The organism is Bacillus cereus group sp. BfR-BA-01331 (genome assembly GCF_022663915.1).
In the GTDB taxonomy this organism is placed as follows: Bacteria; Bacillota; Bacilli; order Bacillales; family Bacillaceae_G; genus Bacillus_A; species Bacillus_A mycoides.
The window spans coordinates 120,110-146,839 of sequence record NZ_JAKUGJ010000004.1 but is presented as its reverse complement, the minus strand read 5'-3'; the positions used below and the strand labels follow the sequence as shown (position 1 = coordinate 146,839).

The window sequence follows — 26,730 nt, the reverse complement described above, 5'->3', positions numbered from 1 at the left end:
AAAGGGGACTACATACATGAACAGAATCGGCATTATCGGAGCAATGCAAATAGAAATAGACTTACTATTAGAAAAACTAATTATTAAAGAGGAATATACTATTGCGGGAATACCTTTTTATAAAGGAAACTTCATGGATACAGAAATTATTATTACGCGATGTGGTGTAGGAAAGGTAAATGCTGCCGCATGTACACAAATTTTAATTAATAAATTTGATGTGGATTCTATCATTAATACAGGTGTTGCGGGTGGATTACATCCGGATGTGAAAATTGGCGATTTAGTTATTTCTACAAATGTTACGCATCATGATGTTAATAAACATCAAATGAAGAATCTATTTCCGTTTCAAGAAGCTTTTCATGCAAGTGAGGAATTAAGAGATTTAGCCCGAAAAGCTGTTAATAGTAGTAGTTTAAATATTACTGTTCATGAAGGAAGAATCGTCAGCGGAGAATGCTTCGTCGAGGATTCAAAATTAAAGGAGCAATTAGTCACTGAATATGCACCTCATTGTACAGAAATGGAAGGAGCAGCAATTGGACATGTTGCTTATATAAATGACATACCGTTTCTCGTTTTGAGATGCATTTCTGACAGTGCAGATGATTCAGCGCAAGTTTCATATGATGACTTTGCGAAAATTGCAGCGAATTATTGTTCAGAAATTATTGTTGAGATGCTTAAAAATATTTCGAGTAAAGCTGTATTGTAGTTCATAAGTAAAGAATGGGAGAGATTATCATGTTACAAGCACTAATTTTCGATATGGATGGAACTTTATTTCAAACAGATAAAATTTTAGAGTTATCACTAGATGATACATTTGATCATTTACGGTCACTACAATTATGGGATACGATAACACCAATTGATAAATATCGTGAAATTATGGGTGTACCTTTACCTAAAGTTTGGGAAGCTTTATTACCTAATCATTCTAATGAAGTAAGGGAACAAACAGATGCATATTTTTTAGAAAGACTAATTGAAAATATAAAGAGCGGAAATGGTGCCTTATATTCGAATGTAAAGGAAGTTTTTAGTTTTATAAAAGAAAATAACTGTTCCATTTACATTGCTAGTAACGGTTTAACGGAATATTTACAGGCAATCGTATCTTATTATGATTTAGACCAATGGGTTACTGAAACGTTTAGTATTGAACAAATTCAATCGCTTAATAAAAGTGACTTAGTAAAAAGTATTTTGAAAAAATATGATATAAAAGAGGCAGCGGTAGTTGGAGATCGTTTATCTGATATTAATGCGGCAAAAGATAATGGTTTAATTGCGATTGGATGTAATTTTGATTTTGCACAAGAAGATGAACTTGCTCATGCTGATTTAGTAATTGATGATTTAATGGAACTGAAGGGGATATTACCAGAATTGAAGAATACGTACATAACAAAATGAATAAGTTCACATTCAAATGAATGCTCAGGATAATATATTCTTGGGCATTTTTATTTTTTAAAAAGATACATTTGGATAGAGAAAGTGGGGGAGTAAGCTGGAAAATATACAAATAAAACGAATTGGAGATTTGCTAAAATATGAGGTCAATCACCTTGTCCAGGAAAGTAAAGAAGAAGGATTTAACTTCTTAATAAAACTAATAAATGAATATGAAAGTAAAAGAAATACATTTAGTAAAACGGGCGAATGTTTATATGGCATTTTTCGAGGTGATACGTTAATTGGAATCGGTGGATTAAATCAAGATCCGTATACGAAAGATAATAAGATTGGCCGATTGAGGAGATTTTATATTTCAAAGGATTATCGGCGCATCGGATTAGGGAAGTTGTTATTAAAGCAACTATTAAGACATGCGGAAAAGTATTTTCACGTTGTTGTTCTACATTCGGATACAAAGCAAGGTGATGAGTTTTATAGCGCAAATGGATTTGTAAAAGGAGAATATTATAAAGGTTCGAGTCACTATATAATATTGTAGAAAGGTTCCATGCTCATTGCGTATGGAACCTTTCTTATGCAATTACATCTTAACATTCATTTGTTTCAATAAACCCTTCGGATCACCTTTTACATAATAAAAATGGGGATTATTCTCATCATCGTAAAGCATAATGTAAGGTTTTTCATTAAGTGGGAGAAGGATGAGTACTTCATCGATTGTTGTATGTAACCATTGATTTGTAATAGGAACAGGTTTTGATAACGGGATTTTTATCATATGACCATCTTTCGGAACGACATTTAAGTTTTTAAATGGACCAGTAATTGATTTTGCGTATTGAACTGCTTCTTTTTGGATGGCTGAATCTAAAGATTGTTTTTGGACCACCATTTCTTTTTTACAATCAAATACTTCAATTTGTTTATTTGTATTTGCGAACGCATTTGTTGATAATAAAAAGAAGAGAAGAGTAATGACTCCTATTTTTTTGAACATGAAACAACACCTCACACTTACTATACCCTCAAACGTTGTAAATATTTTTATGTCACATTGATGTAACAAAGAAGTTGTATGATAAAATTGATATTTGTTTATAAGTAATGGAGGAAATGTAATGAAAGTATTAATCGCAGATGATGAACAAGATATGCTGAAAATTTTAAAAGCGTATTTTGAAAAAGAAGGCTTCGAAGTTTTATTAGCAAAAGATGGAGAGGAAGCACTTCAAATATTTTATGATGAGAAAATTGACTTAGCTATTTTAGACTGGATGATGCCGAAAAGTAGTGGTATTACTGTCTGTCAGGAAATAAAAAAGAATTCGAGTGTAAAAGTATTAATGCTTACTGCGAAAAGTGAAAGTGAAGATGAATTAGCAGCTCTTCAAAGTGGGGCAGATGAGTATGTGAAAAAACCATTTCACCCAGGAGTGCTAATTACGCGAGCGAAAAAGCTTGTACAGCATGAAGATGTTATTCAAGTTCAAGATTTAAAAATAGATTTCACCAAAAATAAAGTATATAAAAATGAGAAAGAATTAGACATTACAAAGACAGAATTACAATTAATAAAGTGCTTTTTAAATCATAAAGGCACGATTTTAACGAGGAAAAAGTTGTTAGATATAGTCTGGGGATTTGATTATTTTGGGGAAGAGCGAACGGTTGATACGCATGTAAGAAGATTACGTAAAAAAATAGGAGAAAATATTATAAAGACACATCGCGGTTTAGGATACAGTTTGGAGGAAGAGTGTGAATAAACTCGGTAAAAAGTTATTTTTCAGCATCTCTTTAACAGTCATCCTTATTTTTGCCATCTCTTTATTATTAATTAACTATTTTTTACCAAAATATAATGTGCACAAAACACGCGAAAGCTTAGAAGGCATTACAGCGCAAATACAGTCGATACCGCGTAAAGAGCTGGATGATGCTATAAATCGTATTGAAAATGAAGGTAATGTTACGATTGCGTATACATCAATAAATAGTTCAGAAGATGCTATTAATGAAGAATTACGCATGCAACTTACAAAAAAGAGAGTTGCATTGAATAAACTTTGGATTACAAAAGAAGAAATTACGAAAGTGAAGAACCTCGGACAATCGAATAAAATATATGATCAAGAAAAGATAAAATCTAGTTTTTTTGCGAAATACATTGCGAAAGATGATATGTTGATTTTAGTAGGAGTTTCTATCGCACATTCCAATGAAGTAATTAACACGCTTAACTCATTTTATTTATACATTTTGGGATTCTCACTATTTCTTATTATCGTGCTCGTCTGGATTTTTTCAAAAACAATCACTACACCACTGAATGAATTGAGTGATGTCGCAGAAGATATTTCACGTCTGAAATTTAAACGGACGAAAGTTAAAACGAATGATGAAATAGGTGATTTAGCAAATAGTATAAACATTATGAGTGATAAATTACATGAAGCACATCAAGATTTAACAGATCGAAATGACCACTTAAAACGATTTATGGGCGATGTAACTCATGAATTAAAAACGCCAATCGCATTAGTAAAAGCATATTCTATGGGAATAAAAGACGGTTTAGATGATGGCACATATGTTGATACAATCATTAAACAAACAGATCAAATTTCAAATTTAATTGAAGAGTTATTGCGATTCTCTAAACTAGAAAGAGATATTTTACAAAAAGAAGAATTCCCTATTGAACCACTAGTACAAAGTATAATAGATAAGCATAAGATTGAACTGGAGTCGAAAGAAATCAAGTTGCAAGTGAACTATAGTGTTGGTGACACGATTGTTTATGCTGATTTAAATAAAATGAGAATGGTCTTTCAAAATTTAATTTCTAATGCGATAAAATATACAACGAATCAAAATATAAAAATCATATTAGAAGAGAAAAATGGCATTGTGTATTTTCAAATTCAAAATGGTATTGCTGCTGAGGGCAGTAAAGAGATAGATAAAATTTGGGAGCCTTTTTACGTATTAGAGTCTTCACGTAGCAAAGAAAAATCAGGTACTGGATTAGGATTAGCGATTGTAAAAAGTATATTAGAAAGACATGGATTTGAATACGGAGTTTCGGTAGAAGATGGAGAAATACAATTTTATATGTATATAGATAGGAACTAATTATTATTAGTTCCTTTTCTATTATCTTGAAAGATTTGAATGTTTTACAAATTTCTCAACTTTCTATAAAATATAAACTGAATTTTCTGCATTTTTAATGTATAGTAAAAGAAGGAATATATGGGGAGGGAAGGGCATGAGGAAAAAGAAATTAGCAATAACACTTTCAGCTATATTATCTTTAACAATTACTTCAGGAGTTTCTAGTATGACTGCACATGCGGAAAATAAGGAAGGGAGGTCTGTAAAAGGGAGTGATATTAAGTTAAATGGTCAAGTCTCAGAAGCTTTAACTCCAAACACAAAAATTGAATTAGAAAATGGGATGACGAAGCCAATCTATTCACTTGATGAGGCCATCGTAGAAAATTTATTTGTAGAGACAGAAGTTGATAGTGATCGAGATGGTAAAAAAGATCGTGTATCAGTAAAGGTTATGCGCCCAAAGACAAATCCAGATGTGAAAGTCCCTGTTATTTATGAAATGAGTCCATATCGATCTGGATTGAAAGATGTTCCTGTTTATAGTGTTGATGAAGAATTGAATGCATATGGAGGAAAACCGTATGGAGCTGTTAATCTTGGTTCATACGGAAATTATTACGTTCCAAGAGGATATGCAGTCATTTTAGGTGAAAGTATCGGAACTGGGAAATCAGATGGATGTCCGACCACTGGAGATGAGCAAGAAATACTTGGGACGAAGTCTGTCATTGATTGGGTAAATGGGCGTGCGAAAGCATATACAGAGGATGGTAAGGAAGTAAATGCAAATTGGTCTTCGGGAAATGTAGGAATGACAGGAGTTTCTTATAATGGTATGTTACCGAATGCTGTCGCAACGACAGGAGTGGAAGGGTTAAAAACAATTATTCCAATCGCAGCGATTAGTAGTTGGTATGACTATTATCGTGCAAATGGGGCAGTAATTGCGCCAGGTGGATATCAAGGAGAAGATACAGATAATATGGCAGAAGCAGTACTAACAAGAAAGAACCCTGAAGTTTGCGGGCAAATTATTAAAGAACTAACAGCTGGACAAGATCGTAAAACAGGCGATTATAACGCCTTTTGGGATAAACGTAACTATGTAAAAGATGTTAAGAATGTGAAGGCTAGTGTGTTTGTTGTTCACGGTTTAAATGATTGGAATGTAAAAACGAAGCAGTTCGCACAGTGGTGGGAAGCTCTTGGTGAAAATAATGTTCCTCGTAAAATGTGGTTACATCAAGGTGGACATGGTGGAACATCAAGTAATAACTGGCAACAAACCCAAAATAAATGGTTCGATTATTGGTTATATGGAATTGAAAATGGAATTATGGATGAACCGATGGTAGATGTACAACGTGAAAATAAATCGTGGCAAAAAATAAAAAATTGGCCAGATCCAGCAGCTGTACCATCAAAAGTCCGTATGTATTTAAGTAATAAAGCAGTCAATCTACCATTAAGTATGGGGTCAGTAAACAATGTTTTCTCATTAGTAGATGATGCTAAAATACAGTCAAATCAACTAGTAGAAAACCCTGAGTTAGAAATAGCGAATCGATTAGTATATACAATGCCTGTACTGCAAAAAGATATGCGAATAAGTGGTACGCCTAAAATTTCAATAACAGGAAATATTGATCGATCTGTTTCGAATTTAACAGCTTTACTCGTTGATTATGGCGGAGCGAAGCCTGAAATTGTAACGAGAGGTTGGATGGATCCGCAAAACTTAAATAGTATAGAAAATTCAACAGCGATTCAACCTGGTAAAGATTACACATTTACATGGGACATGCAGCCAGATGATTACGTATTTAAAGCAGGGCATCAAATGGGAATCGTTTTAATCGCAAGTGATTACGATTATACAATTAGACCGAAAGCAGGAACGAAGCTAACTGTGAAATTGAGTGAAGTGACATTGCCGATTGTGAAATAAATAGTTTTTGATGAAGAGCTTACTATAGTAAGCTCTTTAAATTTTGAAATAGAAATGTCTACAAGCATAGGGAGTGTATTATGCATTTCTATTGGTAGATATAATAATATTTACAACAAATAAAAAAATTGCATTAATGATTAAAAGGCCACTAAAGGTAAAAGCGGCAAAACCTCCAGCTAATCCATCTCCTACTTTTTCTCCAATTACGTGCATAGTGGCAAAGAAAACAATGGGGGAAGAAAGAATGAAAATACCACTGGCTATTTTCCATATTCGTTTATACTGCTTTGCTATAAAGAAAATCAGTGTATTAAATATGATAAGAAGAAAAACAAATCCAATTAATGAATTCATCATATCCTCCTTTCGGTATAAGTCTGAATTTTGGTTTCTATATGTTCATTTTGAAGGGAATATTATACAATATGATTATATTCTATGGAAAGCGAGTGATATATTATGACAGTCAGCTCTTTCGAATTCTCATTAAAATTTGAGGTACGGAAAGATTAAGTAAATTAGAATCTTCCGTACACATAAAACGGAGGAGAAAATAAATGTTTAGTTATTATAGTACACTTTGTACGGAATTATATGATTTCACAAAACCTGTCGGTTACTCTTTGAATGGTGATATTGAATATTATCAAGATCGTTTAAAAAGTTGTAAAGGGAGAATTCTCGAAGCAGCAGTAGGATCGGGACGTGTCATTATTCCATTTCTTGAAGCTGGCTTTAAAGTTGATGGGATAGATTATTCGCCTGAAATGCTAGACTCTTGCCGTATGCGGTGTAAAGAGAGAGGCTTGCATCCTAATTTATATGAAGGAAGCTTACAACAATTTTCACTGCCACATAAATATGAAGCGATAATAATTCCTACTGGATCCTTTTCTTTAATTGAAAATCGTGATGATTCTATAAATGCTCTGAAATGTTTTTATCGACATCTTAATCTAGGCGGGCGTTTAATTGTAGATCTTGCGCTTCCATATGACTGGAAGACGGGTGAGATTCATACATCGACTTTTTCTCTGCCAAGCGGGGACGGAATTACATTAGAAAATAAATCAATTGAAATAGATTGGCTTAACCAAGTAACTGTATCATATTTAAAATATGAAAAATGGAGTAAAGGACAGTTAGTACAAACTGAACTACAACGTTTTGCAATGCGGTGGTATGGAATAGAAGAGTTTAAGCTCCTTTTAGAAAGTATAGGTTTCACTGACATTACTTGCTCTGCTGACTATGTTTATGAAAAGCAACCGTCAAATGCAGAACAAATTATTACTTTTGAAGCTGTACGAAAGTAATAATATAGGAACTATTCATGAAAATAAGGCAATCGACACAACATCGACTGCTTTATTTTCAATTTTAGGATATGTTTTATTTCATTGTTTATAGAGAAAAATCGGAGGCAAACAAATGAAATTCATCTTAATATTTGGCCCGCAAGCAGTCGGGAAAATGACGGTCGGGCATGAGTTAGAAAAAATAACTGATTTAAAGCTATTTCATAATCATATGACGATTGATTTTGTTAGCTCGTTTTTTGATTACAGTACAAAGCGGAAGCACAACGGTTAGTAAGTTTGTTTCGTAATGAACTGTTTGAAGAAGTGTCTAAAAGTGATTTATACGGAATGATTTTTACATATGTATGGGCATTTGACTTTCAATCGGATTGGGAGTACATAAACCATGTAGTAAGTATTTTTGAATCAATAGGCGCAGCAGTATATTTTGTAGAGCTCGAGGCAGAATTAGATGAAAGATTAGAGCGAAATAAAAGTCCACATAGACTAGAGCATAAACCGAAAAAAAGAGATATTGAATGGTCTGAAAAAAATTTAAAAGAAACGATGAAAAAACATAGATTAAATTCATTTCATGATGAAATTGAAAAAAAAGAGTACATAAAAATTAATAATACTCATTTGAATGCTAAAGAAGTAGCTGTAATGATTAAGGGAAAATTCCGATTGTAAAATACTTAAATGCTGTTACGTTTTCATTGTCCAAGCATTCTCCTACTAACTACATATACTATTTATGTTAAAGTCAGTCACTATTTTAAATGGGCTGTTATTTTACTATAAATGACACTTTAGAGAAGTGGGAGGAATAAACTTGGAAAACGAAGAACAAGGAAGAATTGAAAATCAAGTGTATTCAAATCGAGTAGTGAGATCAGAATTTGATGAGAATTGGGAAACTTGTATTTCAAAAAGTGGTTATGTAATCTATGTAGCTACAAGTGATCATGCTGAAGTAATAGTTTTACTTTCAGATGGTTCAAGTAAATTATTAATCTTCGAAAAAGGTGGTAAAGTAGTAGTAGGTGGCGGTGGAACGAGTCATTACAGCAAACCGCATATTGCAAGAAACATTTAATGTGAAAATGATAATCGAGAAGAGGCTGGTAACCTTATAGTCTTTAATTTTTATATGGAGATACGTATAATAAAGTTAGTTTTTGTTTTAGGTTCTGGCGTTTTTTCTAACAAAAATAAGATGAAAAAGATCTTTAACGTATAAAGGTCTTTTTTGTTTTATTCACAAATCAAATTAATGGAGGTGAGCTAATAATGAAAAATATTTGAGTAACCTATGTTTTTTCGGGTGTTCTCCTATTCGGCCTTACATATATAACTTCCGCAATTTACGCGGGTGCATTAGAAATTTGGGATAGAGGAAGCGGGAAATTCTTTACTGCATTTTATGAAATCCAGGGTACAATTTTATCGGTAATTTCAATTTGTTTTATTATAGCAGGGATATACTGTATACATAAAAAAGTGTAGTGAAAAACAATCAGCCTTTCATGTACTATACATGAAAGGCTGATTGTTTTTATGTGTTGAAGGAGTCTTTTAGAAGAATTGTAGTTTTTAGATTGATAGTTGAAACTGTAACAGCTTATGTATAATTAATATCATTTTGTCAAATGAATGTCACATAAAAGTCTTATAGTGTATATAGAAAGTGAAACATATACAAAGCAGGAGATGAAATGATGAAAAAGGCACTACAATATATATTCATATTATTTACGTTAGTTACTTTAAGTTATGTAATTTATATTAACTATGAAAAGCAGAAAGAGATTAAAAATAATAAGCAAGTAATTAGTGAAGTTGCAAAGAGGTATGATATTCCAGATTGGATACCATTATCAATTGCGGATCATGAAACAAAATTTAACCGAAAAGCAATAGGAGATAACGGAACATCTTTTGGATTATTCCAATTACATCGTGGTGGATTAGCACCAGTGCAATTATCGGAAGAGAGTTTAGTGGATTCGCGTATAAATACAACGATAGCAATTTCAAGTATGGTCAAATCGTATGAACGTGGTGTGAAAAAAGGATTGCAGGATTGGGAGTTGCTTAAATATGTTGCTAATACATCAGGGTGGCCAGGAAACTTAGGGGGAGAATGGACAGATAATAATACGAAATATAATAAAGGGCTAGAACAATCATATCAATTATATAAAAAAGAGAAGTAGATATAAAAAGGCATTTTCAATTTGGGGAAATGTCTTTTTTATGTTATAGTATAAAAGTGTTTGGGTGTTATGTTATTTCGATATATCTTCAAATTTGTTATGTAGTATTTTTATATTAAATAACTACTAAAATCATTTTTTTATATAAGGAGTAAGAAGTAGGGATATGAAAAATATAGATTTTATACTAGAAAGTGATGAAACATTAAAACCGTCAGAACGATTAGTACTATTATTATTAGAGAAGCATAGAATGTTATATACGAACGATCTATTAGCTCTTTCAAATTTATCATATAAAACATTAACAGATTCACTAACAGCACTCGTTTTAAAGTCTTATGTTTTAAAGGATACAGGTAAGGGAAGAAGGCAGAATTGTTATAGATTAGTATGATAAGAGTACTGCTATAGATTCTTGCTATATACGTATTTTTCAAATGTAAGGATAAATTCCATTTTTATTTTCAAATGATAAAAAACTATTAATTTAAGTAAATAGCCGGTTTTGATATGTAAAGAGTTCATGGCTGCTAAATATATAATTTCATTTCATTTTTAATAATGTTTATTAGTTGTAAGTGAAAACGATATTTTTTTAAAACAATTATAAAAATGAAACTAAAAAACAATCTACTCATTAGAGTCGGTTGTTTTTTTATTAGGATAACGAATTATAAAAATAATATTATTATGTAAACTTAATTATTTAGAAAGGAACATGTGATTATTAATGGAATTTATTAAGGGGTACTTAATATTTCTATACATGGAGGTTCATTATGGAACAAATCATATCAATATCACAAGCAGTCATAAGCGGGGAAAAAGAAAAGGTAGTAGAAATCATTAATACGGATCCAAGTTTTGTTAACTCATTTAGTGAAGATGGATGGACACCGCTTCACTTAGCTGCTTATTTTGGACAGAAAGAAATTGCAAGTTTCCTTTTAGAACAGGGAGCAGAAATACATATTAGAGCAAAAAACGAAAATGAAAATACACCTCTTCAAGCAGCAATTGCGAATAAGCAAAGCGAGCTTGTAGCTTTCTTAATTGAAAAGGGATCAGATGTGAATGCTGTGCAAAGTGGTGGCTGGACAGGACTTCATGAAGCAGCGTTATTAGGAAATGAAGAAATCATTATATTACTTCTTGAAAATGGTGCTAATAAAATGATTAAGAAAAATGATGGGAAAACCGCATATGATATTGCTTTAGAAAAAGAGCATGAATCCCTATTACATCATTTGCAAGAGGAAGTGAGCTTATGATTAGCCACTGGAATGTAGGGGTTTTTCTTTTTAATGAAGTGGAAGTGTTAGATTTTGCGGGTCCATTTGAAGTTTTTTCCGTTACAGCAACAAGTGAAGGTCAACCATTTACAGTTCATACTGTTAGTCAAGATGGAGAAATGATTACAGCGAGAAATGGATTAAAGGTACAACCGGACTATAGTATCGAAAACTTGCCTCCAGTTGATATTTTAATTATTCCTGGTGGGTTAGGTGTTAGAGAAAACGAAATGAAAAATGAAATAATAACAAATTGGATCCGCGAGCAAATGAAAGAAGTAAAGTTAATGACTTCTGTTTGTACCGGTGCGCTTTTACTTGCGAAAGCTGGATTACTCGATGGCTTCAAAGCGACAACACATTGGGCAAGTATTGAAAGTTTTAGAAATGATTTTCCGAATGTGGAAGTATTAGAGAATGTAAAGTTTGTAGATGAGGGGCATATTATTACGTCTGGTGGAATTTCAGCCGGAATTAATATGTCATTTCATATTGTGAAAAATTTGTTGGGTGCTGAGGTTGCTGAAGAAACAGCGAAGAGAATGGAATATGATATTGATTTACAATATTAAAAGTAAAACAAGACGAGCAGTTGGATATTTCCAGCTGCTCGTCTTGTTTTATATTGACTGAATATGCGCTAATTCCTGATCTGTAAGAATCGGACGGATAGACGAGTCTGCATTTTCTTTCGCTTGTTTTTCTGTTTTTGCGCCAGGAATTGCGACCGATACCGCTGGATGAGTGAGGACATAACGAAGTGCCAGTTGCCCTAAGGTTTGATTTTCATTTGAGAGTAATCGTAGTTTCTCTACTTTTTGTAAATCATCTTGAAACCACTTTTCTTTTGGCCATTCTTGGCGTAAATCTCCGTCAAGAAAAGTTGTTTTATTTGTAAACTTTCCAGTTAATATCCCCATTTTTAAAGGGCCGCGTATAACAGCTCCTAAATTGTTCTCCTGTAGGTAGGGCAGTATGTCGTTTTCTGGTTTTCGGTTTAATATGTTGTAATCAAGTTGCACAACATCAATTTCATCGTTTTTATTGAAGTGTTTTATATATTGTATGTCGTGAGTTGAAACACCAACAGCTCTTACTTTTCCGTCCCGTTTTAATATTTCAAATGCTCGTAAAAATGCTTCTGTTTCTTCTTGTTTATCCCACCAAATGTGACAGAAATAAACATCAATATAATCTGTTTCTAGGCGCAGTAAGCTAGTTTCAAATACTGCGATCACTTTTTCTGCAGTATTATAAACAGGCTCTCCACTTGGATCATAGTGATGCCCAATTAAACCGCCTTTCGTTGATAAAACGATATTATTACGGTGCTCTCTTATCGCTTGAGTTACTAACCTTTCACTATGTCCTAATCCGTATACATCAGCAGTATCAATAAAGTTTACGCCGCATTCAATTGCTTTCTTCATAGCGGTTATAGATTGTGTGTCGTTAACAGGACCCCATTCATCGCCGCCAATCGCCCACGCTCCAAAGCCAATTTCAGAAACAGTAATTCCAGTTTTACCTAATGTACGGTAGTGCATCATTTTTCCTCCTTGTAAGCATGTTATAACATCGGTATGCAAAAGTGGAATTTATGTGTGTAAAAATGTTTTCTACAATAGAGGAAAAAGAATAACATAAACTACTATTTTATAGCAGCATAAATAAAAATTCTCATTTTAAATACAGAGATGTCGTCGAACGCTATCTCTAATTGGTTAATTTGTGAGATTTTTTTGTGAAGGAGGTTATTTTATAAGAATAGAATTTAAGTTAGTAAGAGATCGTGCCTATGGTAGTGAGAAAATATGGGTTAGGGGGATTTGAAAATGAGGAAACTCAAAAGAGTCAATGTTCCTAATATACCAGAGCAACTATCACAGCCTAACGACAAGCGAACTATAAATAAGAAGAAGTTAAGGCGTTTTATTTTCATGTTCATTTTTATTGCTGCGACTACTTTGTACGTTCAATATATTTTAACGAAACAACAAGAAGTAATTAATGGCAAAAAAAATACTATAACAAATCAAAAGAAACAATTAGTTTCTTTAAAGAAAGATCAAGGTTCTTTAAAGACTAACATTGAGAATTTAACCGATAATGAAGAAGAGATTTTAAAGTTTGCTAGAAAAGAGTATCAATTTTCTAAGTCAAACGAAACAATATTCGTATTGCCAAAGTGAAGTGGTGGAACAGTTAGCGATAGCTAACTGTTTTTTGATGTATGAGGGAAAAAGTTGTTTGTAGTGTGAATGTCATGGTACAAGGAGCAATGACATATTGTAAAAATGAGAAGTTTGAGCCAATTTTAATTGTTTCAAGAGATTTTCATAATTATGGAATATATGTCAAAATAAATATTGTTAAAATTCTGTCAATTGTATATAATACAAGGTAAACGGATACATTTTTTAATCAACGTTGAGTTAACAGCTTATACGTCTGTTAAGAAAACCGTTATCCTCGTATAAGAAAGGAAGATAGCTGTGTACGCTTCAAATACAATTTACGTCGTAGGGGATGCGAAAGCACCTCAAAATAATCCCATTACCGAAAAGTTCAAAAGTTATTTTGTAGCATTTGTACTTGAGAAGGATACAGGGGAAATTGTAGATGCAGATTGCTCAGCCACAATTGCATTAACATCTCAATTTGTTAAATATTTGTTTCTACATAAAAATATTAATGACCCAGCATTAGTAACAGAAATAAAAAATCGATACTTCGGTTCGTCTCAAAAGGCGCTACTTGTAGCGCTAAAGGATGCACAGAAAAAATATAATCAGATCGCTGCTTTGTCTACCCATTCATAGACAAAATCCAGCCGTAAGAATCTTCTTATGGCTGGATTTTTTTGTTTCGCATTAACGGAAAAGCCACCCGGGGATTAAAGTATCACTCTATAAACAATGAAAGGATGAACAAAATGAAAATTACCGATGTGAAGGTAAACCGTCGACATGTAAAGCTTCATACACCGTTTAAAACTGCGCTTCGCACTGTAACGGAAATCGAAAGTATAGATGTGTTTATTCATACAGATGAAGGGATTGTTGGAAAAGGAGCTGCTGCAGCAACACCGGTTATTACAGGTGATTTTACCAACGGGATTGAGGAAGCAATATTAGGGCCAATTCGCTCCGTATTAGTTGATAAAGATGTGCTACAATTTCAAACGTTATTGTTACACATTCAAATGAGCTGTATAGGAAATACAAGTGCGAAAGCGGCGGTAGATATGGCTTTATACGATGTATATTGTCGATTTCACAACATACCGTTATATGCATTGTTAGGTGGGAAGAAAGAGATTCATACTGATATTACAGTAAGTGTGGATGAGCCTTTATTAATGGCAAAAGAAGCGAAAAAGCATATCGACAAGGGATTCCAAACATTGAAAATTAAGGTGGGTAAAGAGGCACATTTAGATTTAGAACGCATAGAGGCAATTCGAAATGTAGTTCCAAAGAATACGACGTTACGTTTAGATGCAAATCAAGGATGGAAACCGAAAGAAGCGGTTTCTATTATTAGAGAAATGGAGAATAGAAATTTAAATATAGAATTTGTAGAACAACCAGTTCATGCGAAAGATTGGGAAGGATTAAAGTACGTGAAGGACAATGTACAAACGCCTATTATGGCAGATGAAAGTATGTTTTCGGCAAGCGACGCATTAAAGATTGTCCAAGGAGGATATGCAGACCTACTTAATATTAAATTAATGAAATGCGGCGGCATACGAGAAGCCTGGAAAATTGCAGATATTGCGGAAGCAGCAGGTGTGAAATGTATGGTTGGAAGTATGATGGAATCTTCACTTTCAGTTAGTGCTGTTGCCCATTTAGCTGCGGCACATCCGAACATTCATTACTTTGATCTTGATGCACCGTTATGGTTAATGGAAGACCCGGAAGGAATGACTTACAATGGTCCAAAGGTAAACCTGCATTCTGTAGTGAATATACAATCTTAGAAGTAGTACCTAGTAAACTATCTTTTAAGGGGGATATATATGAAAAAAGTAGGAACTGCATTTTTGACAACCTTATTTATATTTTCATCGTTTACATCGGCAAATGCTGAAGAGAAGAAGGATAATAAAGCATTTATAGATGTATCTGCTGCAACGTTATGGACTGCACCTGACTCATTACGCCCAATTGATGCACCGAGCGCAACAAATCCAGTTGATTTATGGAAGTGGACGAAATCAATGACGCTAGATGAGAAGCTTTGGTTAACGAGTGCAAATAAATTAGAAACGCAAGCGCTACTCGGTCAAGAAGTAACAGTAATTGATAAAAAAGGTGATTGGGTAAAAGTACTAGTGCACGGACAGCCAACGCCGCGAAATGAAGAAGGGTATCCAGGGTGGATGCCTGAAAAACAATTAACGTATAATCAAGAATTTGTAGATAAAACAAACGAACCTTTCGTATTAATAACGAAACCGACAGCAATTGTATATATTAACCCTTCTGAAAAACATAAATCACTTGAAGTCAGCTATAATACGCGTTTACCGTTATTAAGTGAAGATACGATCTCATACCGCGTATTGTTGCCAAATGGTCAGAAGGCGTGGCTACGGAAAAATGATGGAACTGTTTACCGTTCTCCAAATGATATTCCGGCTCCAACCGCTGATGATTTAATAAACACCGGAAAAATGTTTTTAGGATTACCGTATATATGGGCTGGTACAAGTGGTTTTGGATTTGATTGCTCTGGATTTACACATACGATTTATAAATCACATGGCATTACAATACCGAGGGATTCTGGGCCACAATCAAAAGCAGGAATTGCGGTTGATAAAGAAAACCTACAAAAGGGCGATTTAATATTCTTTGCACATAATCAAGGAAAAGGTAGTGTTCATCACGTTGCCATGTATATTGGTGATGGAAATATGATTCACTCACCAAGAGCTGAAAGATCGGTAGAAATTATACCGCTAAATACACCAGGATATATAGAAGAATACGCTGGTGCTCGTCGTTACTTACCTTAAAAAAGATAGGGGGGCTTTATATGAAGAAGGTTGTTCGCTACTCATTAGTTAGTACTCTACTTGTATCTTCATTTTTAGTAGGCTGTGCTAAAGAAAAAACAGCTACAAAGCCGAAAGATGAGAAGAAAGTATTGCAACTATTAGAAACGGGTGAAATTCCGTCACTAAATTCCGGAAAAGTAACAGACGCCGTATCGTTTAATGTTTTAAACAATGTAATGGAAGGGTTATTCCGTTTATCGAAAAATGATGAAGTGATTGAGGCTGGAGCACAAAAATATGAAGTGAGTAAAGACGGAAAGACTTATACATTCCACTTGCGTGATGCGAAATGGTCTAACGGCGATCCAGTAACAGCTCATGATTACGTATATGCTTGGAAGCAACTTATAAATCCAGATACAGCCTCTCAATATGCATATATCGCGTACGATGTGAAAAATGCGGAGAAGATAAATAAGAAACAATTAGGCTTAGAAGAATTAGGTGTGAAAGCAAAAGATGATAAAACGTTCGTTGTAGAGCTGGAACATCCTGTACCGTATTTTACGAAACTACTCATTTTACCATCTTTCTATCCAATTAATGAAAAATATGCGAAGGAGCAAGGTGATAAATACGGGTTAGAGGCAAATAAAGCGATATATAATGGGCCATTTACATTATCAGAGTGGAAGCACGAAGCGAGCTTTACAATGAAGAAAAACGATAAATATTGGGATAAAAAAGAAGTGAAATTAGATGAAGTAAACTACCAAATTGTTAAAGAAATTTCAACTTCGGTAAATTTATATGAAACAGATAAGGTAGATAGAGCTGTCATTTCAACAGAATTCGTAGATAAATATAAAAGCAATAAAGAGCTAAAACAATATACAGATCCGGTTATGTACTTCTTCCGTTTTAATGAAAGTGTACCGATTCTTAAAAATAAAAATGCAAGGCTTGCGCTAAGTACAGTGTTTGATAAGAAAGGGCTTGCGACTTCATTTTTAAATGATGGATCAGTTGCTGCGAATTATTACGTACCAAAAGGATTTTTAAAAGGACCAGATAAGAAAGATTTTAGAAGTACGGCAGGTGAGTTTAATAAGACTGATGTAAAACAAGCGAAAGAATATTGGGAGAAGGCGAAGCAAGAGACGGGCACAAATGAAGTGACGTTAGAGCTATTAAACTATGACTTAGAGAACTTTAAAAAAGTAGGAGAATATATTAAAGAACAGCTTGAGAAAAACTTACCAGGGCTAAAAGTTAATGTGAAATTACAACCACATACGCAAAAACTAGCGTTAGAGAAGAAAAAAGAATACGAAATGTCGTTATCACGTTGGTTACCTGATTATCCAGATCCAATGACATACTTAGAAGTTTTCCTTTCGGGAAGTACCGTAAATAATACAGGATATGCAAATCCAGAGTATGACGCGTTAATTAAGAAAATTAAAACTGAATTAGGTAATGATGAAAAGGCTCGCTGGAAAGCAATGCAAGATGCTGAAAAAGTACTTCTTGATGATGCAGTAATTGCACCGGTATTCCAGCGCGGATTATCGTATTTACAAAAGCCATATGTGAAAGACTTATATGTACATCAATTCGGTCCGGCAACAAGTTTAAAATGGGCAGATGTACAAAAATAAAGTGATGAAGAAACAGACTTCACGTATGTGATAGTCTGTTTTTTCTTATAGCTTCAAATGAATTATAGACATTTTATAAGTTTTTTCATCGCTTAAAAATAAAATTATTACATAAATTCCAGTGTGAAATTTATGTAGAATCTTGTATAATTAACATGTTTCTTTGGAAGCATTTTCTTGCGCTATTTGTATAGGACTTAATAGAGCAAGGGAGGAAATACATACATGTATATAATAGATAAATAGAATGGAGCATGTATTGAAAAAAAGGAGAGAAATGATGACGTGTCATAAACAAGGGTTACAATTTATTCGTAATAGAAAGAGGAACAACCGATGAAGATGAAGCATGCTTTTGGTCCAATTATTTTAGCCTGTGTACTCTTTTTCATTGTATTGCTTATTCCATCTAAGAGTTTAGTATCACTATTAAGCGATAAAAAGATAGAAGATGCAGCAACTTCCTTACAAAAAGAGAAAGTACAAAGTGTTTTCTTGCAACAGAAAATGTTAGAGAATTCGCAGTATTTACCGATGTATGGTTCATCAGAGTTTTTACGAATGGATGCATATCATCCATCTAACTATTTTAAAGTAAATCCAGCAGGTTTTACTCCATTTTTAATAGGGACTGGTGGTACGCAAAGCTTGGCTCATATATTAAATATGACGTCTACAATGGATGAATTAGAAGGTAAAAAGGTAGTCTTTGTTCTTTCACCACAATGGTTTACAAAAACCGGTGTATCACAAGGGGATTTTACAAATAATTTCTCCAAACAACAAGCCTATCACTTTATTTTTAATGACGAAATAAAGCCTGAAATGAAGAAAAAAATCGCGAAACGTTTACTAGATTATAAAGTTGTTCGTAAGGATGCGATATTAAGTAGTTCGCTAGAAAGTATTGTATATAACGATACAAAACATAACATAAAAGCTGCACTAGCTAAACCGCTAGCGTATATGTACCGGAACATTTTAGATCATCGAGATTTATTTAACTCTCTATTTAAGATCGAACCGATGAAAGAGGAAACAAATATGGGATTACGTTCGCTTTCTTGGGAAGATGCACGTAAACATGCGGAACAAGAAGGTAAAGTAGGATCCACAACAAATACATTCGGAATTGAAAATCCATATTATTATAAACATAATTTAAAGAAAAAATTAAAAGGTTTAAAAAACTTTAGAGCAAATGAATCGTATGATGATTCACCAGAATATGATGACTTACAAATTGTTTTAGATCTTTTCAAAGAAAAAAATGTAAAACCACTCTTTATTTCTGTGCCTGTAAACGGACCGTGGTATGATTACGCTGGTTTCCCAAAAGAACGTCGTGATGTGTATTATAATAAGGTTCGCGATCAAGTCGAGAAAGCAGGATACCCAGTAGTCGATTTTTCTAGCCATGAATATGATAAGTATTTCTTGAAAGATACGATTCATTTAGGTTGGAAAGGCTGGATTTATTTCGATGAAGCAGTGCAGAAGTTTTACTCTGAAAAATAATGCATAAACAATAGAAACAGGAATGGCAATAAAGCCGTTCCTGTTTTTTAGTATAGAGGATTTTGGTGTGGGCAATTTGGAAAGGCGTGTATATCTTGAATTTGTCTAAAGTCATAATGTTTCATGGCGAACTGGGCTTGGTAGAGATATTCATAAACATATAATTGACCATCATGTGCAGAACATAATACCCCAGAAGCTCCTTGCCCATTAACGAAGGAGATGCCGATAGGGCGTCCGATTAAGTATGGTATTTTTTGATGCCAGTGCATAGGGGAATCACTCCTTTTTGAGATAATATACGAAATGAATGACTGAATTGTTGCTTATCCACGTAAATCTTAAACTGAAGGGTTTTTAACGCTATATCTAGAAGTTATTAATATGAATGGATTATAAGTGTGGAAGAGGAATAAATGATGGCCAAAGAATGTATTCTAGAAGAAAAGTTGAGCCTAATAGAATGGTGCCAAACATTGAATGGAATATCGGAGGATATATGGTTTCAACCATTTAAAAAAGGTTCATGGGCAATTGCGGATGTAATTTCACATTTTATTGTTTGGGATGAGTTTCTAATGAAGTATAGAATTTCATATTTTGTAAGCGGGAAATCTGTACCTATCGTTCCAACAGATGTTGAGGAAATGAATAAGGTTGCAATAAAATATGCAAGGTCTGGTATTTCAAAAGAAGAACTAATAGATCAATTTAGCTTTACTCGTAAACAATTAGTAGACCAAATTGAGCGAATTCCTGCTCGGAATTTTAATAATGACTATCAATTTGGCACAAAAAAATTGAGGTTAAATAATTATTTTTCATCACTTATCGAGCATGACTTAAAGCATAAAAAAGAAATAATACAATTTCTAATACATGATCAAGCCGATAATAAAAACCGCTATAATTCTTAATGAATTTATAGCGGTTTTTATTATAATCTTAAGCAAGATTTTTACGTTTTTTTGTCCACTTTTTTATTACGAAATATAAAAGTATAAGTACAACGCCACCGATAGCGAACGATTTCACATACGGTCCAGCAATATCGTTAATATTCTCCCAATTTTCACCTAGTTTCTCACCTAAATAAATGAAAATGATAGACCAAGGGATGATCGCAAGTGCTGTTAATGTAGTGAAACGTAGTAATGGCATTTTTGTAATACCAGCAGGAATTGATATCGCATGACGAACGATAGGAATGAAACGTGCAGTGAAAATTACGCCAGTTCCGTAACGATTAAACCAATCTTCAGCAGCATCCATTTGTTTTTTATGTATGAAAATATACTTACCGTAACGTTCTAATACAGGGCGACCACCATATCGACCAATCCAGTAAACAAAGATTTGGGCAATAACACCACCAATTGTACCGAATATAACTGCGCCTACAAATGAGATACTACCATTGAATACTAAGTATCCCGCATAAGCAAGGACAATCTCACTTGGAATAATTTCAATCATAAGTCCAAGCATTATGCCCCAATAACCTAATCCCTCAAAAAATGTTAATACTGAATGAATAAAACTACTTAACATTGTTGCACCTTCTAATGTATGAATTTTGAATATAAGCCCCTTTATTTAACAATATAAAAGGTTCACTATATGTAGATTATACCTTATTTATATAGTGGATTGCCATTTCAATTCTTTTATGTCTCTCATAAGTATTATAGTAAAGGATATAAGTTGAGTTTTCATGAAGAGAGAATGAAAGGAGTATTAAAAATTTCTCATATTTAAAGAGAAGGAAAGGAGTTATAGACTGAAAATTTTGTATAATGATGTAAGTGTGAATTTACAAAGGGGGAGAAGTTATGCGTTTTACAGATCCTATTTACGGACCAATTACTATTCACGATAGAGAGATTATACGATTGATCGATACTAAAGCGTTTTGAAGGTTGGCCCATATTAAACAACAAGGCCATACATATTTTTTACACGAGAACGCAATACATACGAGGAACGAACATTCAATAGGTGTATATGTACTAGTTAATAAAGTGATAGAACATCTTACGGAGATTGGTGACATTCATTTGTCAGAATATGAGCGGAAGTTAGTATCTACTGTAGCCCTTCTACACGATGTTGGACACGGTCCATATTCGCATTGCTTTCAGAAAATATCTGGAGAGGATCACGGGGATTGGACTGTTCGAATTATTCAAGAGGATGATGAAATACGCACAATTTTAAATAAGATTTCCGGATTATTAGAAGATGTAACGAAAGGTTTATCAAAAGATGGAGTTTTTCCGATTATAGATGAGCTATTATTTAATTCATTAGGAATGGATCAATTAGATTTTTGGAATAGAGATTTATATTATTCCACGCTTGAATTGGAGGGCTTACGAATAGAAGAATTGATTGCTAATATGCGTTTTATTAACGGTAAACTTGTTATTGAAGAATCAGGAATCCCTTTGATCGAACAACTAATGAAAATAAAAGAAGGGCTTTACAATAATGGCTTTGGCCATCCATTTGTAATAGGGAAAGACTTATTAATACAATCTATTTTTAAAAAGGTAGAGGAGAAAAATCTTTCGTTCTATACTCCTGAGTTACAAAATTTCTTTCATAAAGGGGAGAGGTTAGAAGTAGAGGACTTTCTTCCGTTACAAGATGAAATGATTTTAAATGAAATAAAGTATTTTGCAAAATCAGACGACATAGAAATAGCGGCGTTAATCCAGCTATATTTTTCAGCTTCTAAAAGTTTATCATTTGAAAAGGGACTAGAGGGTGATTTTAAAAAGGAAAATAGCACCTTAGCAGTAATAACTGAAAAAAAGGCTTACAGTTCATACATGGGTGGTATTTATGTTTATAGTAATGATCAGTTAGAGGATATTATAGAACAATCACCTTTCATTCAAGAGATAGTAAAATTGCCTAAAAAAGAATATGCGTATTCAATTTAAATTGGTTCGAAAATTTAAAAATGAATGAGGTGGAAATATGGATTGGAAAGAACGTCTTTTAGAATTGGATGATATGCCAATTATATTAGAATGGTATAACGACGAAGATTTACATAACATAGCAGATGTGAAATCATTTAAGCGATATACAATCGAAGAGCTTCGGCAGTATTGGACTGGAAAATTGTCGCGGTCTTATGCGAGTTATCATGTAATAGTAGTAGAGGATGAAGTAATAGGGAGAGTCGGATTAAAAAAGAAGCAATATGACGATGCGTGCGTGATGGAATACTCTATCCTCATTGGTGTTTCGAATTTATATTCAAAAGGGCTTGGAACGGAGATTACAAAGTATTTTATTAGTAAATCATTTTTAGATCCGGATATACAAGCCGTTGTATTGCAAGTTAGGGAAGATAATAAGAGGGCCATTCGTTGTTATGAGAAAGCTGGATTTAAAAAAGAAAAGTCGTATATAGAGAATCAAGTGAAAGTGTATGATATGCATAGAATTAAGAAAGAGGAAAAAATTACATATAATTAATTCTGAATGTACTGTAAATCAAGGGAGGGAAATGAAATACATGAAACATAAAATTGCTTTACTGGCCGATGTCCATGGTAATGCAACTGCTTTAAAAGCAGTTATCGAAGATTCTATTAAAGAAAGTGTGACTGATTATTGGTTTTTAGGAGATTTAATTATGCCTGGGCCTGGATCGAATGATTTATTTGAGATGTTAGAGAGTATTAACGTTGATACTTATGTTCAAGGGAATTGGGAAGATAGCTTTCTTGATGTGCTTAATAAAAACATTGATATTAATAACGCTACTGATATTTATGTTTCTAGATTAGTGCAGTATCAATGTGAAAATCTGGATAAAAACTATATAAATCATATTAAAAATCTACCATTACATATAACAAAACGGGTGAATGATTTATCTATCAGTATTAGTCATAATCTACCAAATAAAAATTATGGAGGAGATTTATGGCCCACTAATAATCAGGAAAATTTTGATCAGTTATTTGATCATGATTATGATATTGCAATTTACGCTCATACCCATCACCAATTGTTACGCTATAGTAGCAATGATCAATTAATTATTAACCCAGGAACTATTGGACAACCTTTTTACAGATGGGACAAGTTAAACTCTGACCTACGTGCTCAGTATGCAATTCTTGAAATTGATGAGGCAGGGATTGCAGAGGTGGGATTTAAAAAAATTTCTTATGATGTAGAAAAGGAATTAAAAAATGCTATTAATAAACAACTTCCGTATATTGATTTATATCGAGAACTGCTCGAAACAGGAAAAACCCATACTCATGATATTGAATTATTACAAAAGATTAATGATAAATTCAATTATAGGGATGAAGTAATTAGATTTATGGAAAAAATCGGTTAGGAATCTAATGGAATGAAATTTAGATTTTAAAAGAATTTCTGATTAAATTGTTTAGTGTAGTTAAGTATCTTACATCGAGGGAAAACAAGCATAACCCTGTTCTCAATATACGACAGGGTTATGCTTGTTTTCGTCTTTAAAATTAAATACCTTTTTGTTATAAAAAAAATAGAAGCAATTCTGCTCCTATTTTTTACGGCTTCACATCTAAATTTTGTAAAAATAACGTTGCTGAAACGTAACGTTTTGCTAGCATTTGTACATAAGCGGTATGTACAGAAAGTGTGGCGATAATAATAGCGTTACGAATTGCTTCGCGTTGTTCGTTATTAATTTGATCGAACTTACTTGCTATTTTATCAGCCTTTTCTTTTACGATATTTTCGATCGTATGAACTGTATCTGTAGCATTTAGTTGTAAGCAATTCCCTTGATTCAGTTCTTCAAATAAAGAAGAATAAGCTACATATAAATGAAGAGGATTAATTAAATCATCACTTCGATCGGCCGGGTCATTTACGATGAGTCGTAATAGTTTGCGAATAGATTCAAAATCAAGCGCTGTTTTTAAATCTTCGACAATGAATAGTAATGCTGCTTGTTCGATTGAGTATTTTTTCCCTTTTTGAGGTGAGCCAATCATTTCTTTTATATCTCGTTTCACCCAGTTTTGCATAGCAGTTACAGAGAAACTCGTGTTTTCAATCTGATTGCCAAGCGCAACTATTTCATTTAAAGAAAAACCGACATCCGTATCGTCAATCTTAATCAATTTTTCAAAAATAGGTGAAAGTGCGGTTGTAATAAAAGCAGTAACGCTTTGTCCGCTTTCAATATCTTTTTTATGTGACTTTGCCCAAGCTTCTTGTAAAATGCCGAGAGGCTTCTTCGTATTCCATCCTCTTAGTGATAGAAGGAGCGTTGCCATTTCGTTTCGTGTGAGATGAAATGTTTCCATCTTTTCACCTCCAAAATTATAAAAAGTTCTTATGAACTTATAATATGTTTTGTTTCATTTAAAGTCAATTCCGTTTTGATTAATTTTTCCTATGTCATGAAATTGTCGTAAGTAAATAATGCTTGCATATTTCGACAAAAGTTCATATAATAAGTTCATAAGAACCTTTAAAATGGTTTTAAAACAAATCTATCATTCTGAATTTACTAGAAAGGTAGATTTCACATATATCTATATAAAAGGAGAATGGATATAATATGTTGAAAAAACTTGTAGCAGTAATGACAGCATTCATGGTTATCTTTGGGGCTAGTAGCTTTATGTTCGTAGATCATGCGGCAGCGAAAAGTTACAAATCTGGTAAAAAATCATATACACCAAGTTCAGGTCAAAAGTCAAAAGTTGATTTAAACAAAAAAGATTCTAATGTGAATTCACAAAAAACGACAACTGATTCAAAAACAAAAGCAACAAACACAGCGCCAAAAAGTAATAAAGGTGGCTTTATGAAAGGTTTATTACTAGGTGGTCTTGGTGGTTTACTAATGGGTAGCTTATTTGCAAATATGGGAGCTCTTGGTTCTGTATTAGCGTTTATGGTAAATATGTTATTAATGGCTGGTATCGTAATGTTAGCAGTTCGTGCATTTAAATACTTCAAAGATCAACGTAAGAAAAAGGCAGATGAAGTAGCATGGAAACAATAAAAATTTCTGAACAAGAGCTTATAAATGCGCTTTGCGTATATATCGCTGAAAAAAGACAAGTTGGTCCAGAAGAAGTTTCAGTTGAACTAATGTATGATGATGACTACGGTTTCTCTGCAGAAGTAGAGGTAAATGGTCGCCAGCAAATTTTAATTCAAGCAAACTTAATCGAAGCACTACGCTTGTTGCTAGATAGAGAATATAATGTCAATTCATTTGCAGCAAGATTGCAACTTGAATTAGATGATGAAGAAGGCATTTACGCATTAGCGAAATTTAATAATAATGAACAATAAAACTGTTAGAGCTGTATGCTCTAACAGTTTTTTATTTGGATTCATATTGTTAGTATGTTTCTTCTTTTGGGATAAAATCCAATTATTAATAAACTAATGAATTGGTAAAAGCATGTTATTATAATCAAGAATATTTTATGTTAATAGGAGGATATAATGAAAAATAAATTATTAGTAGCATTAGCTACGGTTTGTTTATCTTTAACTGCTTGCAATTCAACAGAACAAACGAAAGATGTACAAGCGAACGAAAAGAAAGATAATAATGTGGAACAACAAACTGGAACTACTAGTCCAAAAGCTAAAGAAATAACAGAAAAAAGTACAGTGGAGAGATTATCTCAAGATCATAATGTGTCATTAGAAGGTGATGGTGAGAATTCTTCTGACTTTTTTGAATTGAAATCTGGATTTGTCATTGCTGAGGTAGAACATACAGGAGAAAGTAATGCGATTCTTGAGTTGAAAGACGAACAAGGTAATGACGCTGGTTCACTTTCAAATTTTATTGGTAATGGAAAAGAAAAAAGGTTAGTTCTCATAAAAAAGAGCGGTAAATATTTCATTAATCCTACAGCGGATGGTCATTGGAAAGTTAATATGTCACAGTCTATTTCAATGGATAAAGTAATAACAACTCCGGGAACAATTAGTGGCCATGGATCTGATGCTGTTTTTGTAAAACTTGAAAAAGGCTTGAAAGAGTTACATGGTGTACATATGAACGGTGAAAGTAATTTTATTGTTGAATTAAATGATAGTATAGTATTTAATGAAATTGGTGCAGCTGATACAACGAAAAAAATGCCTGTAAAAGAAAACGGTATACATATATTCACTATTCAAGCAGATGGTGATTGGACAATTGAAGTGAAATAATTTGAAAAGCTCCT

The 26,730-nt window shown here is 33.2% G+C and carries 30 protein-coding genes and 4 pseudogenes; 28 read left to right on the top strand and 6 right to left on the bottom strand.

What is annotated here, in order from left to right; all coding sequences use genetic code 11:
- Window positions 1-16 precede the first annotated feature (16 nt).
- From MR155_RS09565 to MR155_RS09555, 3 genes are all read left to right on the top strand, one after another.
- Window positions 17-718, top strand: coding sequence for a 5'-methylthioadenosine/adenosylhomocysteine nucleosidase (locus tag MR155_RS09565; RefSeq protein WP_242309439.1), 702 nt, complete (start codon window positions 17-19; stop codon window positions 716-718).
- Window positions 719-747: 29 nt separating this feature from the next.
- Window positions 748-1,422, top strand: coding sequence for an HAD family hydrolase (locus MR155_RS09560; protein WP_242309437.1), 675 nt, complete (start codon window positions 748-750; stop codon window positions 1,420-1,422).
- 130 nt (window positions 1,423-1,552) lie between these two features.
- Window positions 1,553-1,966: a GNAT family N-acetyltransferase gene (locus MR155_RS09555; RefSeq protein WP_219302684.1), complete on the top strand. Its 414-nt coding sequence runs from the start codon at window positions 1,553-1,555 to the stop codon at window positions 1,964-1,966.
- Between the two features lie 42 nt (window positions 1,967-2,008).
- Here MR155_RS09555 and MR155_RS09550 read toward each other — a convergent pair whose 3' ends face one another.
- A complete protein-coding gene (locus MR155_RS09550) occupies window positions 2,009-2,425 on the bottom strand; it encodes a hypothetical protein (protein ID WP_060749962.1) in 417 nt (138 codons plus the stop codon).
- A gap of 121 nt (window positions 2,426-2,546) precedes the next feature.
- On the opposite strand from MR155_RS09550, the gene MR155_RS09545 reads away from it, so the two are divergent.
- The 3 genes from MR155_RS09545 (at window position 2,547) to MR155_RS09535 (ending at window position 6,496) form a co-directional block, all read left to right on the top strand.
- Window positions 2,547-3,194 carry a response regulator transcription factor gene (locus tag MR155_RS09545; RefSeq protein WP_000865958.1) on the top strand — a complete coding sequence of 216 codons (648 nt, stop codon included), beginning with the start codon at window positions 2,547-2,549 and terminating at the stop codon, window positions 3,192-3,194.
- A complete protein-coding gene (locus tag MR155_RS09540; protein ID WP_219302680.1) occupies window positions 3,187-4,563 on the top strand; it encodes a sensor histidine kinase in 1,377 nt (458 codons plus the stop codon). The genes MR155_RS09545 and MR155_RS09540 overlap by 8 nt, the downstream gene beginning before the upstream one ends.
- A gap of 136 nt (window positions 4,564-4,699) precedes the next feature.
- A complete protein-coding gene (locus MR155_RS09535; protein ID WP_242309435.1) occupies window positions 4,700-6,496 on the top strand; it encodes a Xaa-Pro dipeptidyl-peptidase in 1,797 nt (598 codons plus the stop codon).
- A gap of 78 nt (window positions 6,497-6,574) precedes the next feature.
- Here the strand turns inward: MR155_RS09535 and MR155_RS09530 are convergent, their stop codons facing one another.
- The gene (locus tag MR155_RS09530) at window positions 6,575-6,853 is read right to left on the bottom strand and encodes a hypothetical protein (RefSeq protein ID WP_113937487.1); all 279 of its coding nucleotides are present in this window, start codon (window positions 6,851-6,853) and stop codon (window positions 6,575-6,577) included.
- Between the two features lie 203 nt (window positions 6,854-7,056).
- Between MR155_RS09530 and MR155_RS09525 the strand changes: the two genes are divergently transcribed.
- The 8 genes and pseudogenes from MR155_RS09525 (at window position 7,057) to MR155_RS09495 (ending at window position 11,886) form a co-directional block, all read left to right on the top strand.
- Window positions 7,057-7,815, top strand: coding sequence for a class I SAM-dependent methyltransferase (locus tag MR155_RS09525; protein ID WP_242309433.1), 759 nt, complete (start codon window positions 7,057-7,059; stop codon window positions 7,813-7,815).
- A 115-nt stretch (window positions 7,816-7,930) separates the two neighbouring features.
- Window positions 7,931-8,493: pseudogene (locus MR155_RS09520) on the top strand (AAA family ATPase).
- A 142-nt stretch (window positions 8,494-8,635) separates the two neighbouring features.
- A complete protein-coding gene (locus MR155_RS09515; protein ID WP_002142115.1) occupies window positions 8,636-8,899 on the top strand; it encodes a hypothetical protein in 264 nt (87 codons plus the stop codon).
- A gap of 194 nt (window positions 8,900-9,093) precedes the next feature.
- A pseudogene (locus MR155_RS32020) lies at window positions 9,094-9,309 on the top strand (hypothetical protein).
- A 209-nt stretch (window positions 9,310-9,518) separates the two neighbouring features.
- Window positions 9,519-10,019, top strand: a complete 501-nt coding sequence (locus MR155_RS09510) for a transglycosylase SLT domain-containing protein (protein WP_113937483.1) — start codon at window positions 9,519-9,521, stop codon at window positions 10,017-10,019.
- A 166-nt stretch (window positions 10,020-10,185) separates the two neighbouring features.
- The gene (locus MR155_RS09505; RefSeq protein ID WP_000789035.1) at window positions 10,186-10,416 is read left to right on the top strand and encodes a hypothetical protein; all 231 of its coding nucleotides are present in this window, start codon (window positions 10,186-10,188) and stop codon (window positions 10,414-10,416) included.
- 385 nt (window positions 10,417-10,801) lie between these two features.
- Window positions 10,802-11,293: an ankyrin repeat domain-containing protein gene (locus tag MR155_RS09500; RefSeq protein WP_113937482.1), complete on the top strand. Its 492-nt coding sequence runs from the start codon at window positions 10,802-10,804 to the stop codon at window positions 11,291-11,293.
- Window positions 11,290-11,886, top strand: a complete 597-nt coding sequence (locus tag MR155_RS09495) for a DJ-1/PfpI family protein (protein WP_219302672.1) — start codon at window positions 11,290-11,292, stop codon at window positions 11,884-11,886. Before MR155_RS09500 ends, MR155_RS09495 begins: the two co-directional genes overlap by 4 nt.
- Before the next feature lie 48 nt (window positions 11,887-11,934).
- Here MR155_RS09495 and MR155_RS09490 read toward each other — a convergent pair whose 3' ends face one another.
- Complete coding sequence (locus MR155_RS09490; protein ID WP_242309431.1) at window positions 11,935-12,861, bottom strand: aldo/keto reductase; 927 nt, start codon at window positions 12,859-12,861, stop codon at window positions 11,935-11,937.
- Window positions 12,862-13,149: 288 nt separating this feature from the next.
- On the opposite strand from MR155_RS09490, the gene MR155_RS09485 reads away from it, so the two are divergent.
- The 7 genes and pseudogenes from MR155_RS09485 (at window position 13,150) to dltD (ending at window position 19,504) form a co-directional block, all read left to right on the top strand.
- Window positions 13,150-13,506 (top strand): FtsB family cell division protein, encoded by a 357-nt coding sequence (locus MR155_RS09485; protein WP_002085024.1) that lies wholly within the window; start codon window positions 13,150-13,152, stop codon window positions 13,504-13,506.
- Window positions 13,445-13,721 (top strand): annotated as a pseudogene (locus tag MR155_RS32225) (hypothetical protein). The gene MR155_RS09485 and the pseudogene MR155_RS32225 overlap by 62 nt, the downstream one beginning before the upstream one ends.
- 88 nt (window positions 13,722-13,809) lie before the next feature.
- The gene (locus tag MR155_RS09480) at window positions 13,810-14,136 is read left to right on the top strand and encodes a DUF3870 domain-containing protein (protein ID WP_002012954.1); all 327 of its coding nucleotides are present in this window, start codon (window positions 13,810-13,812) and stop codon (window positions 14,134-14,136) included.
- Window positions 14,137-14,240: 104 nt separating this feature from the next.
- Window positions 14,241-15,302, top strand: a complete 1,062-nt coding sequence (locus MR155_RS09475; protein WP_242309429.1) for a dipeptide epimerase — start codon at window positions 14,241-14,243, stop codon at window positions 15,300-15,302.
- A 39-nt stretch (window positions 15,303-15,341) separates the two neighbouring features.
- The gene (locus MR155_RS09470) at window positions 15,342-16,343 is read left to right on the top strand and encodes a C40 family peptidase (RefSeq protein ID WP_242309427.1); all 1,002 of its coding nucleotides are present in this window, start codon (window positions 15,342-15,344) and stop codon (window positions 16,341-16,343) included.
- A 20-nt stretch (window positions 16,344-16,363) separates the two neighbouring features.
- Window positions 16,364-17,986 carry a peptide ABC transporter substrate-binding protein gene (locus MR155_RS09465; protein WP_242309425.1) on the top strand — a complete coding sequence of 541 codons (1,623 nt, stop codon included), beginning with the start codon at window positions 16,364-16,366 and terminating at the stop codon, window positions 17,984-17,986.
- A gap of 336 nt (window positions 17,987-18,322) precedes the next feature.
- The gene (dltD, locus tag MR155_RS09460) at window positions 18,323-19,504 is read left to right on the top strand and encodes a D-alanyl-lipoteichoic acid biosynthesis protein DltD (RefSeq protein ID WP_242309423.1); all 1,182 of its coding nucleotides are present in this window, start codon (window positions 18,323-18,325) and stop codon (window positions 19,502-19,504) included.
- Window positions 19,505-19,551: 47 nt separating this feature from the next.
- Here dltD and MR155_RS09455 read toward each other — a convergent pair whose 3' ends face one another.
- A complete protein-coding gene (locus MR155_RS09455; RefSeq protein WP_002142107.1) occupies window positions 19,552-19,776 on the bottom strand; it encodes a hypothetical protein in 225 nt (74 codons plus the stop codon).
- A gap of 147 nt (window positions 19,777-19,923) precedes the next feature.
- On the opposite strand from MR155_RS09455, the gene MR155_RS09450 reads away from it, so the two are divergent.
- Window positions 19,924-20,421 carry a DinB family protein gene (locus MR155_RS09450; RefSeq protein ID WP_242309421.1) on the top strand — a complete coding sequence of 166 codons (498 nt, stop codon included), beginning with the start codon at window positions 19,924-19,926 and terminating at the stop codon, window positions 20,419-20,421.
- A gap of 28 nt (window positions 20,422-20,449) precedes the next feature.
- On the opposite strand, the gene uptA is transcribed toward MR155_RS09450, so the two are convergent.
- Window positions 20,450-21,055 (bottom strand): undecaprenyl phosphate transporter UptA, encoded by a 606-nt coding sequence (uptA, locus tag MR155_RS09445; RefSeq protein ID WP_002032601.1) that lies wholly within the window; start codon window positions 21,053-21,055, stop codon window positions 20,450-20,452.
- A 281-nt stretch (window positions 21,056-21,336) separates the two neighbouring features.
- Between uptA and MR155_RS09440 the strand changes: the two are divergent.
- The 3 genes and pseudogenes from MR155_RS09440 (at window position 21,337) to MR155_RS09430 (ending at window position 23,876) form a co-directional block, all read left to right on the top strand.
- Window positions 21,337-22,452: pseudogene (locus MR155_RS09440) on the top strand (HD domain-containing protein).
- Window positions 22,453-22,489: 37 nt separating this feature from the next.
- Window positions 22,490-22,996, top strand: coding sequence for a GNAT family N-acetyltransferase (locus MR155_RS09435; RefSeq protein WP_242309419.1), 507 nt, complete (start codon window positions 22,490-22,492; stop codon window positions 22,994-22,996).
- 40 nt (window positions 22,997-23,036) lie between these two features.
- On the top strand, window positions 23,037-23,876 hold the full coding sequence (locus MR155_RS09430) for a metallophosphoesterase family protein (protein WP_242309417.1): 840 nt from the start codon (window positions 23,037-23,039) through the stop codon (window positions 23,874-23,876).
- Window positions 23,877-24,069: 193 nt separating this feature from the next.
- Here the strand turns inward: MR155_RS09430 and MR155_RS09425 are convergent, their stop codons facing one another.
- Window positions 24,070-24,834, bottom strand: a complete 765-nt coding sequence (locus MR155_RS09425; protein WP_002065900.1) for a DUF1836 domain-containing protein — start codon at window positions 24,832-24,834, stop codon at window positions 24,070-24,072.
- A 257-nt stretch (window positions 24,835-25,091) separates the two neighbouring features.
- Between MR155_RS09425 and MR155_RS09420 the strand changes: the two genes are divergently transcribed.
- The 3 genes from MR155_RS09420 (at window position 25,092) to MR155_RS09410 (ending at window position 26,716) form a co-directional block, all read left to right on the top strand.
- Window positions 25,092-25,541, top strand: coding sequence for a hypothetical protein (locus MR155_RS09420; RefSeq protein WP_002085037.1), 450 nt, complete (start codon window positions 25,092-25,094; stop codon window positions 25,539-25,541).
- The gene (locus MR155_RS09415) at window positions 25,529-25,837 is read left to right on the top strand and encodes a YxcD family protein (RefSeq protein WP_000447767.1); all 309 of its coding nucleotides are present in this window, start codon (window positions 25,529-25,531) and stop codon (window positions 25,835-25,837) included. Before MR155_RS09420 ends, MR155_RS09415 begins: the two co-directional genes overlap by 13 nt.
- Before the next feature lie 156 nt (window positions 25,838-25,993).
- Window positions 25,994-26,716 (top strand): hypothetical protein, encoded by a 723-nt coding sequence (locus MR155_RS09410; RefSeq protein ID WP_002142100.1) that lies wholly within the window; start codon window positions 25,994-25,996, stop codon window positions 26,714-26,716.
- The last annotated feature ends 14 nt before the right edge of the window (window positions 26,717-26,730 follow it).

What these genes read in the sequence shown, in the direction of transcription:
- MR155_RS09565 (WP_242309439.1), top strand. Translation starts at nt 17, where the DNA reads ATGAACAGAATCGGCATTATCGGAGCAATGCAAATAGAAATAGACTTA.
- MR155_RS09560 (WP_242309437.1), top strand. Translation starts at nt 748, where the DNA reads ATGTTACAAGCACTAATTTTCGATATGGATGGAACTTTATTTCAAACA.
- MR155_RS09550 (WP_060749962.1), bottom strand. Translation starts at nt 2,425, where the DNA reads ATGTTCAAAAAAATAGGAGTCATTACTCTTCTCTTCTTTTTATTATCA.
- MR155_RS09545 (WP_000865958.1), top strand. Translation starts at nt 2,547, where the DNA reads ATGAAAGTATTAATCGCAGATGATGAACAAGATATGCTGAAAATTTTA.
- MR155_RS09535 (WP_242309435.1), top strand. Translation starts at nt 4,700, where the DNA reads ATGAGGAAAAAGAAATTAGCAATAACACTTTCAGCTATATTATCTTTA.
- MR155_RS09530 (WP_113937487.1), bottom strand. Translation starts at nt 6,853, where the DNA reads ATGAATTCATTAATTGGATTTGTTTTTCTTCTTATCATATTTAATACA.
- MR155_RS09525 (WP_242309433.1), top strand. Translation starts at nt 7,057, where the DNA reads ATGTTTAGTTATTATAGTACACTTTGTACGGAATTATATGATTTCACA.
- MR155_RS09510 (WP_113937483.1), top strand. Translation starts at nt 9,519, where the DNA reads ATGATGAAAAAGGCACTACAATATATATTCATATTATTTACGTTAGTT.
- MR155_RS09505 (WP_000789035.1), top strand. Translation starts at nt 10,186, where the DNA reads ATGAAAAATATAGATTTTATACTAGAAAGTGATGAAACATTAAAACCG.
- MR155_RS09500 (WP_113937482.1), top strand. Translation starts at nt 10,802, where the DNA reads ATGGAACAAATCATATCAATATCACAAGCAGTCATAAGCGGGGAAAAA.
- MR155_RS09495 (WP_219302672.1), top strand. Translation starts at nt 11,290, where the DNA reads ATGATTAGCCACTGGAATGTAGGGGTTTTTCTTTTTAATGAAGTGGAA.
- MR155_RS09490 (WP_242309431.1), bottom strand. Translation starts at nt 12,861, where the DNA reads ATGCACTACCGTACATTAGGTAAAACTGGAATTACTGTTTCTGAAATT.
- MR155_RS09485 (WP_002085024.1), top strand. Translation starts at nt 13,150, where the DNA reads ATGAGGAAACTCAAAAGAGTCAATGTTCCTAATATACCAGAGCAACTA.
- MR155_RS09475 (WP_242309429.1), top strand. Translation starts at nt 14,241, where the DNA reads ATGAACAAAATGAAAATTACCGATGTGAAGGTAAACCGTCGACATGTA.
- MR155_RS09470 (WP_242309427.1), top strand. Translation starts at nt 15,342, where the DNA reads ATGAAAAAAGTAGGAACTGCATTTTTGACAACCTTATTTATATTTTCA.
- MR155_RS09465 (WP_242309425.1), top strand. Translation starts at nt 16,364, where the DNA reads ATGAAGAAGGTTGTTCGCTACTCATTAGTTAGTACTCTACTTGTATCT.
- dltD (WP_242309423.1), top strand. Translation starts at nt 18,323, where the DNA reads ATGAAGATGAAGCATGCTTTTGGTCCAATTATTTTAGCCTGTGTACTC.
- MR155_RS09455 (WP_002142107.1), bottom strand. Translation starts at nt 19,776, where the DNA reads ATGCACTGGCATCAAAAAATACCATACTTAATCGGACGCCCTATCGGC.
- MR155_RS09450 (WP_242309421.1), top strand. Translation starts at nt 19,924, where the DNA reads ATGGCCAAAGAATGTATTCTAGAAGAAAAGTTGAGCCTAATAGAATGG.
- uptA (WP_002032601.1), bottom strand. Translation starts at nt 21,055, where the DNA reads ATGTTAAGTAGTTTTATTCATTCAGTATTAACATTTTTTGAGGGATTA.
- MR155_RS09435 (WP_242309419.1), top strand. Translation starts at nt 22,490, where the DNA reads ATGGATTGGAAAGAACGTCTTTTAGAATTGGATGATATGCCAATTATA.
- MR155_RS09430 (WP_242309417.1), top strand. Translation starts at nt 23,037, where the DNA reads ATGAAACATAAAATTGCTTTACTGGCCGATGTCCATGGTAATGCAACT.
- MR155_RS09425 (WP_002065900.1), bottom strand. Translation starts at nt 24,834, where the DNA reads ATGGAAACATTTCATCTCACACGAAACGAAATGGCAACGCTCCTTCTA.
- MR155_RS09420 (WP_002085037.1), top strand. Translation starts at nt 25,092, where the DNA reads ATGTTGAAAAAACTTGTAGCAGTAATGACAGCATTCATGGTTATCTTT.
- MR155_RS09415 (WP_000447767.1), top strand. Translation starts at nt 25,529, where the DNA reads ATGGAAACAATAAAAATTTCTGAACAAGAGCTTATAAATGCGCTTTGC.
- MR155_RS09410 (WP_002142100.1), top strand. Translation starts at nt 25,994, where the DNA reads ATGAAAAATAAATTATTAGTAGCATTAGCTACGGTTTGTTTATCTTTA.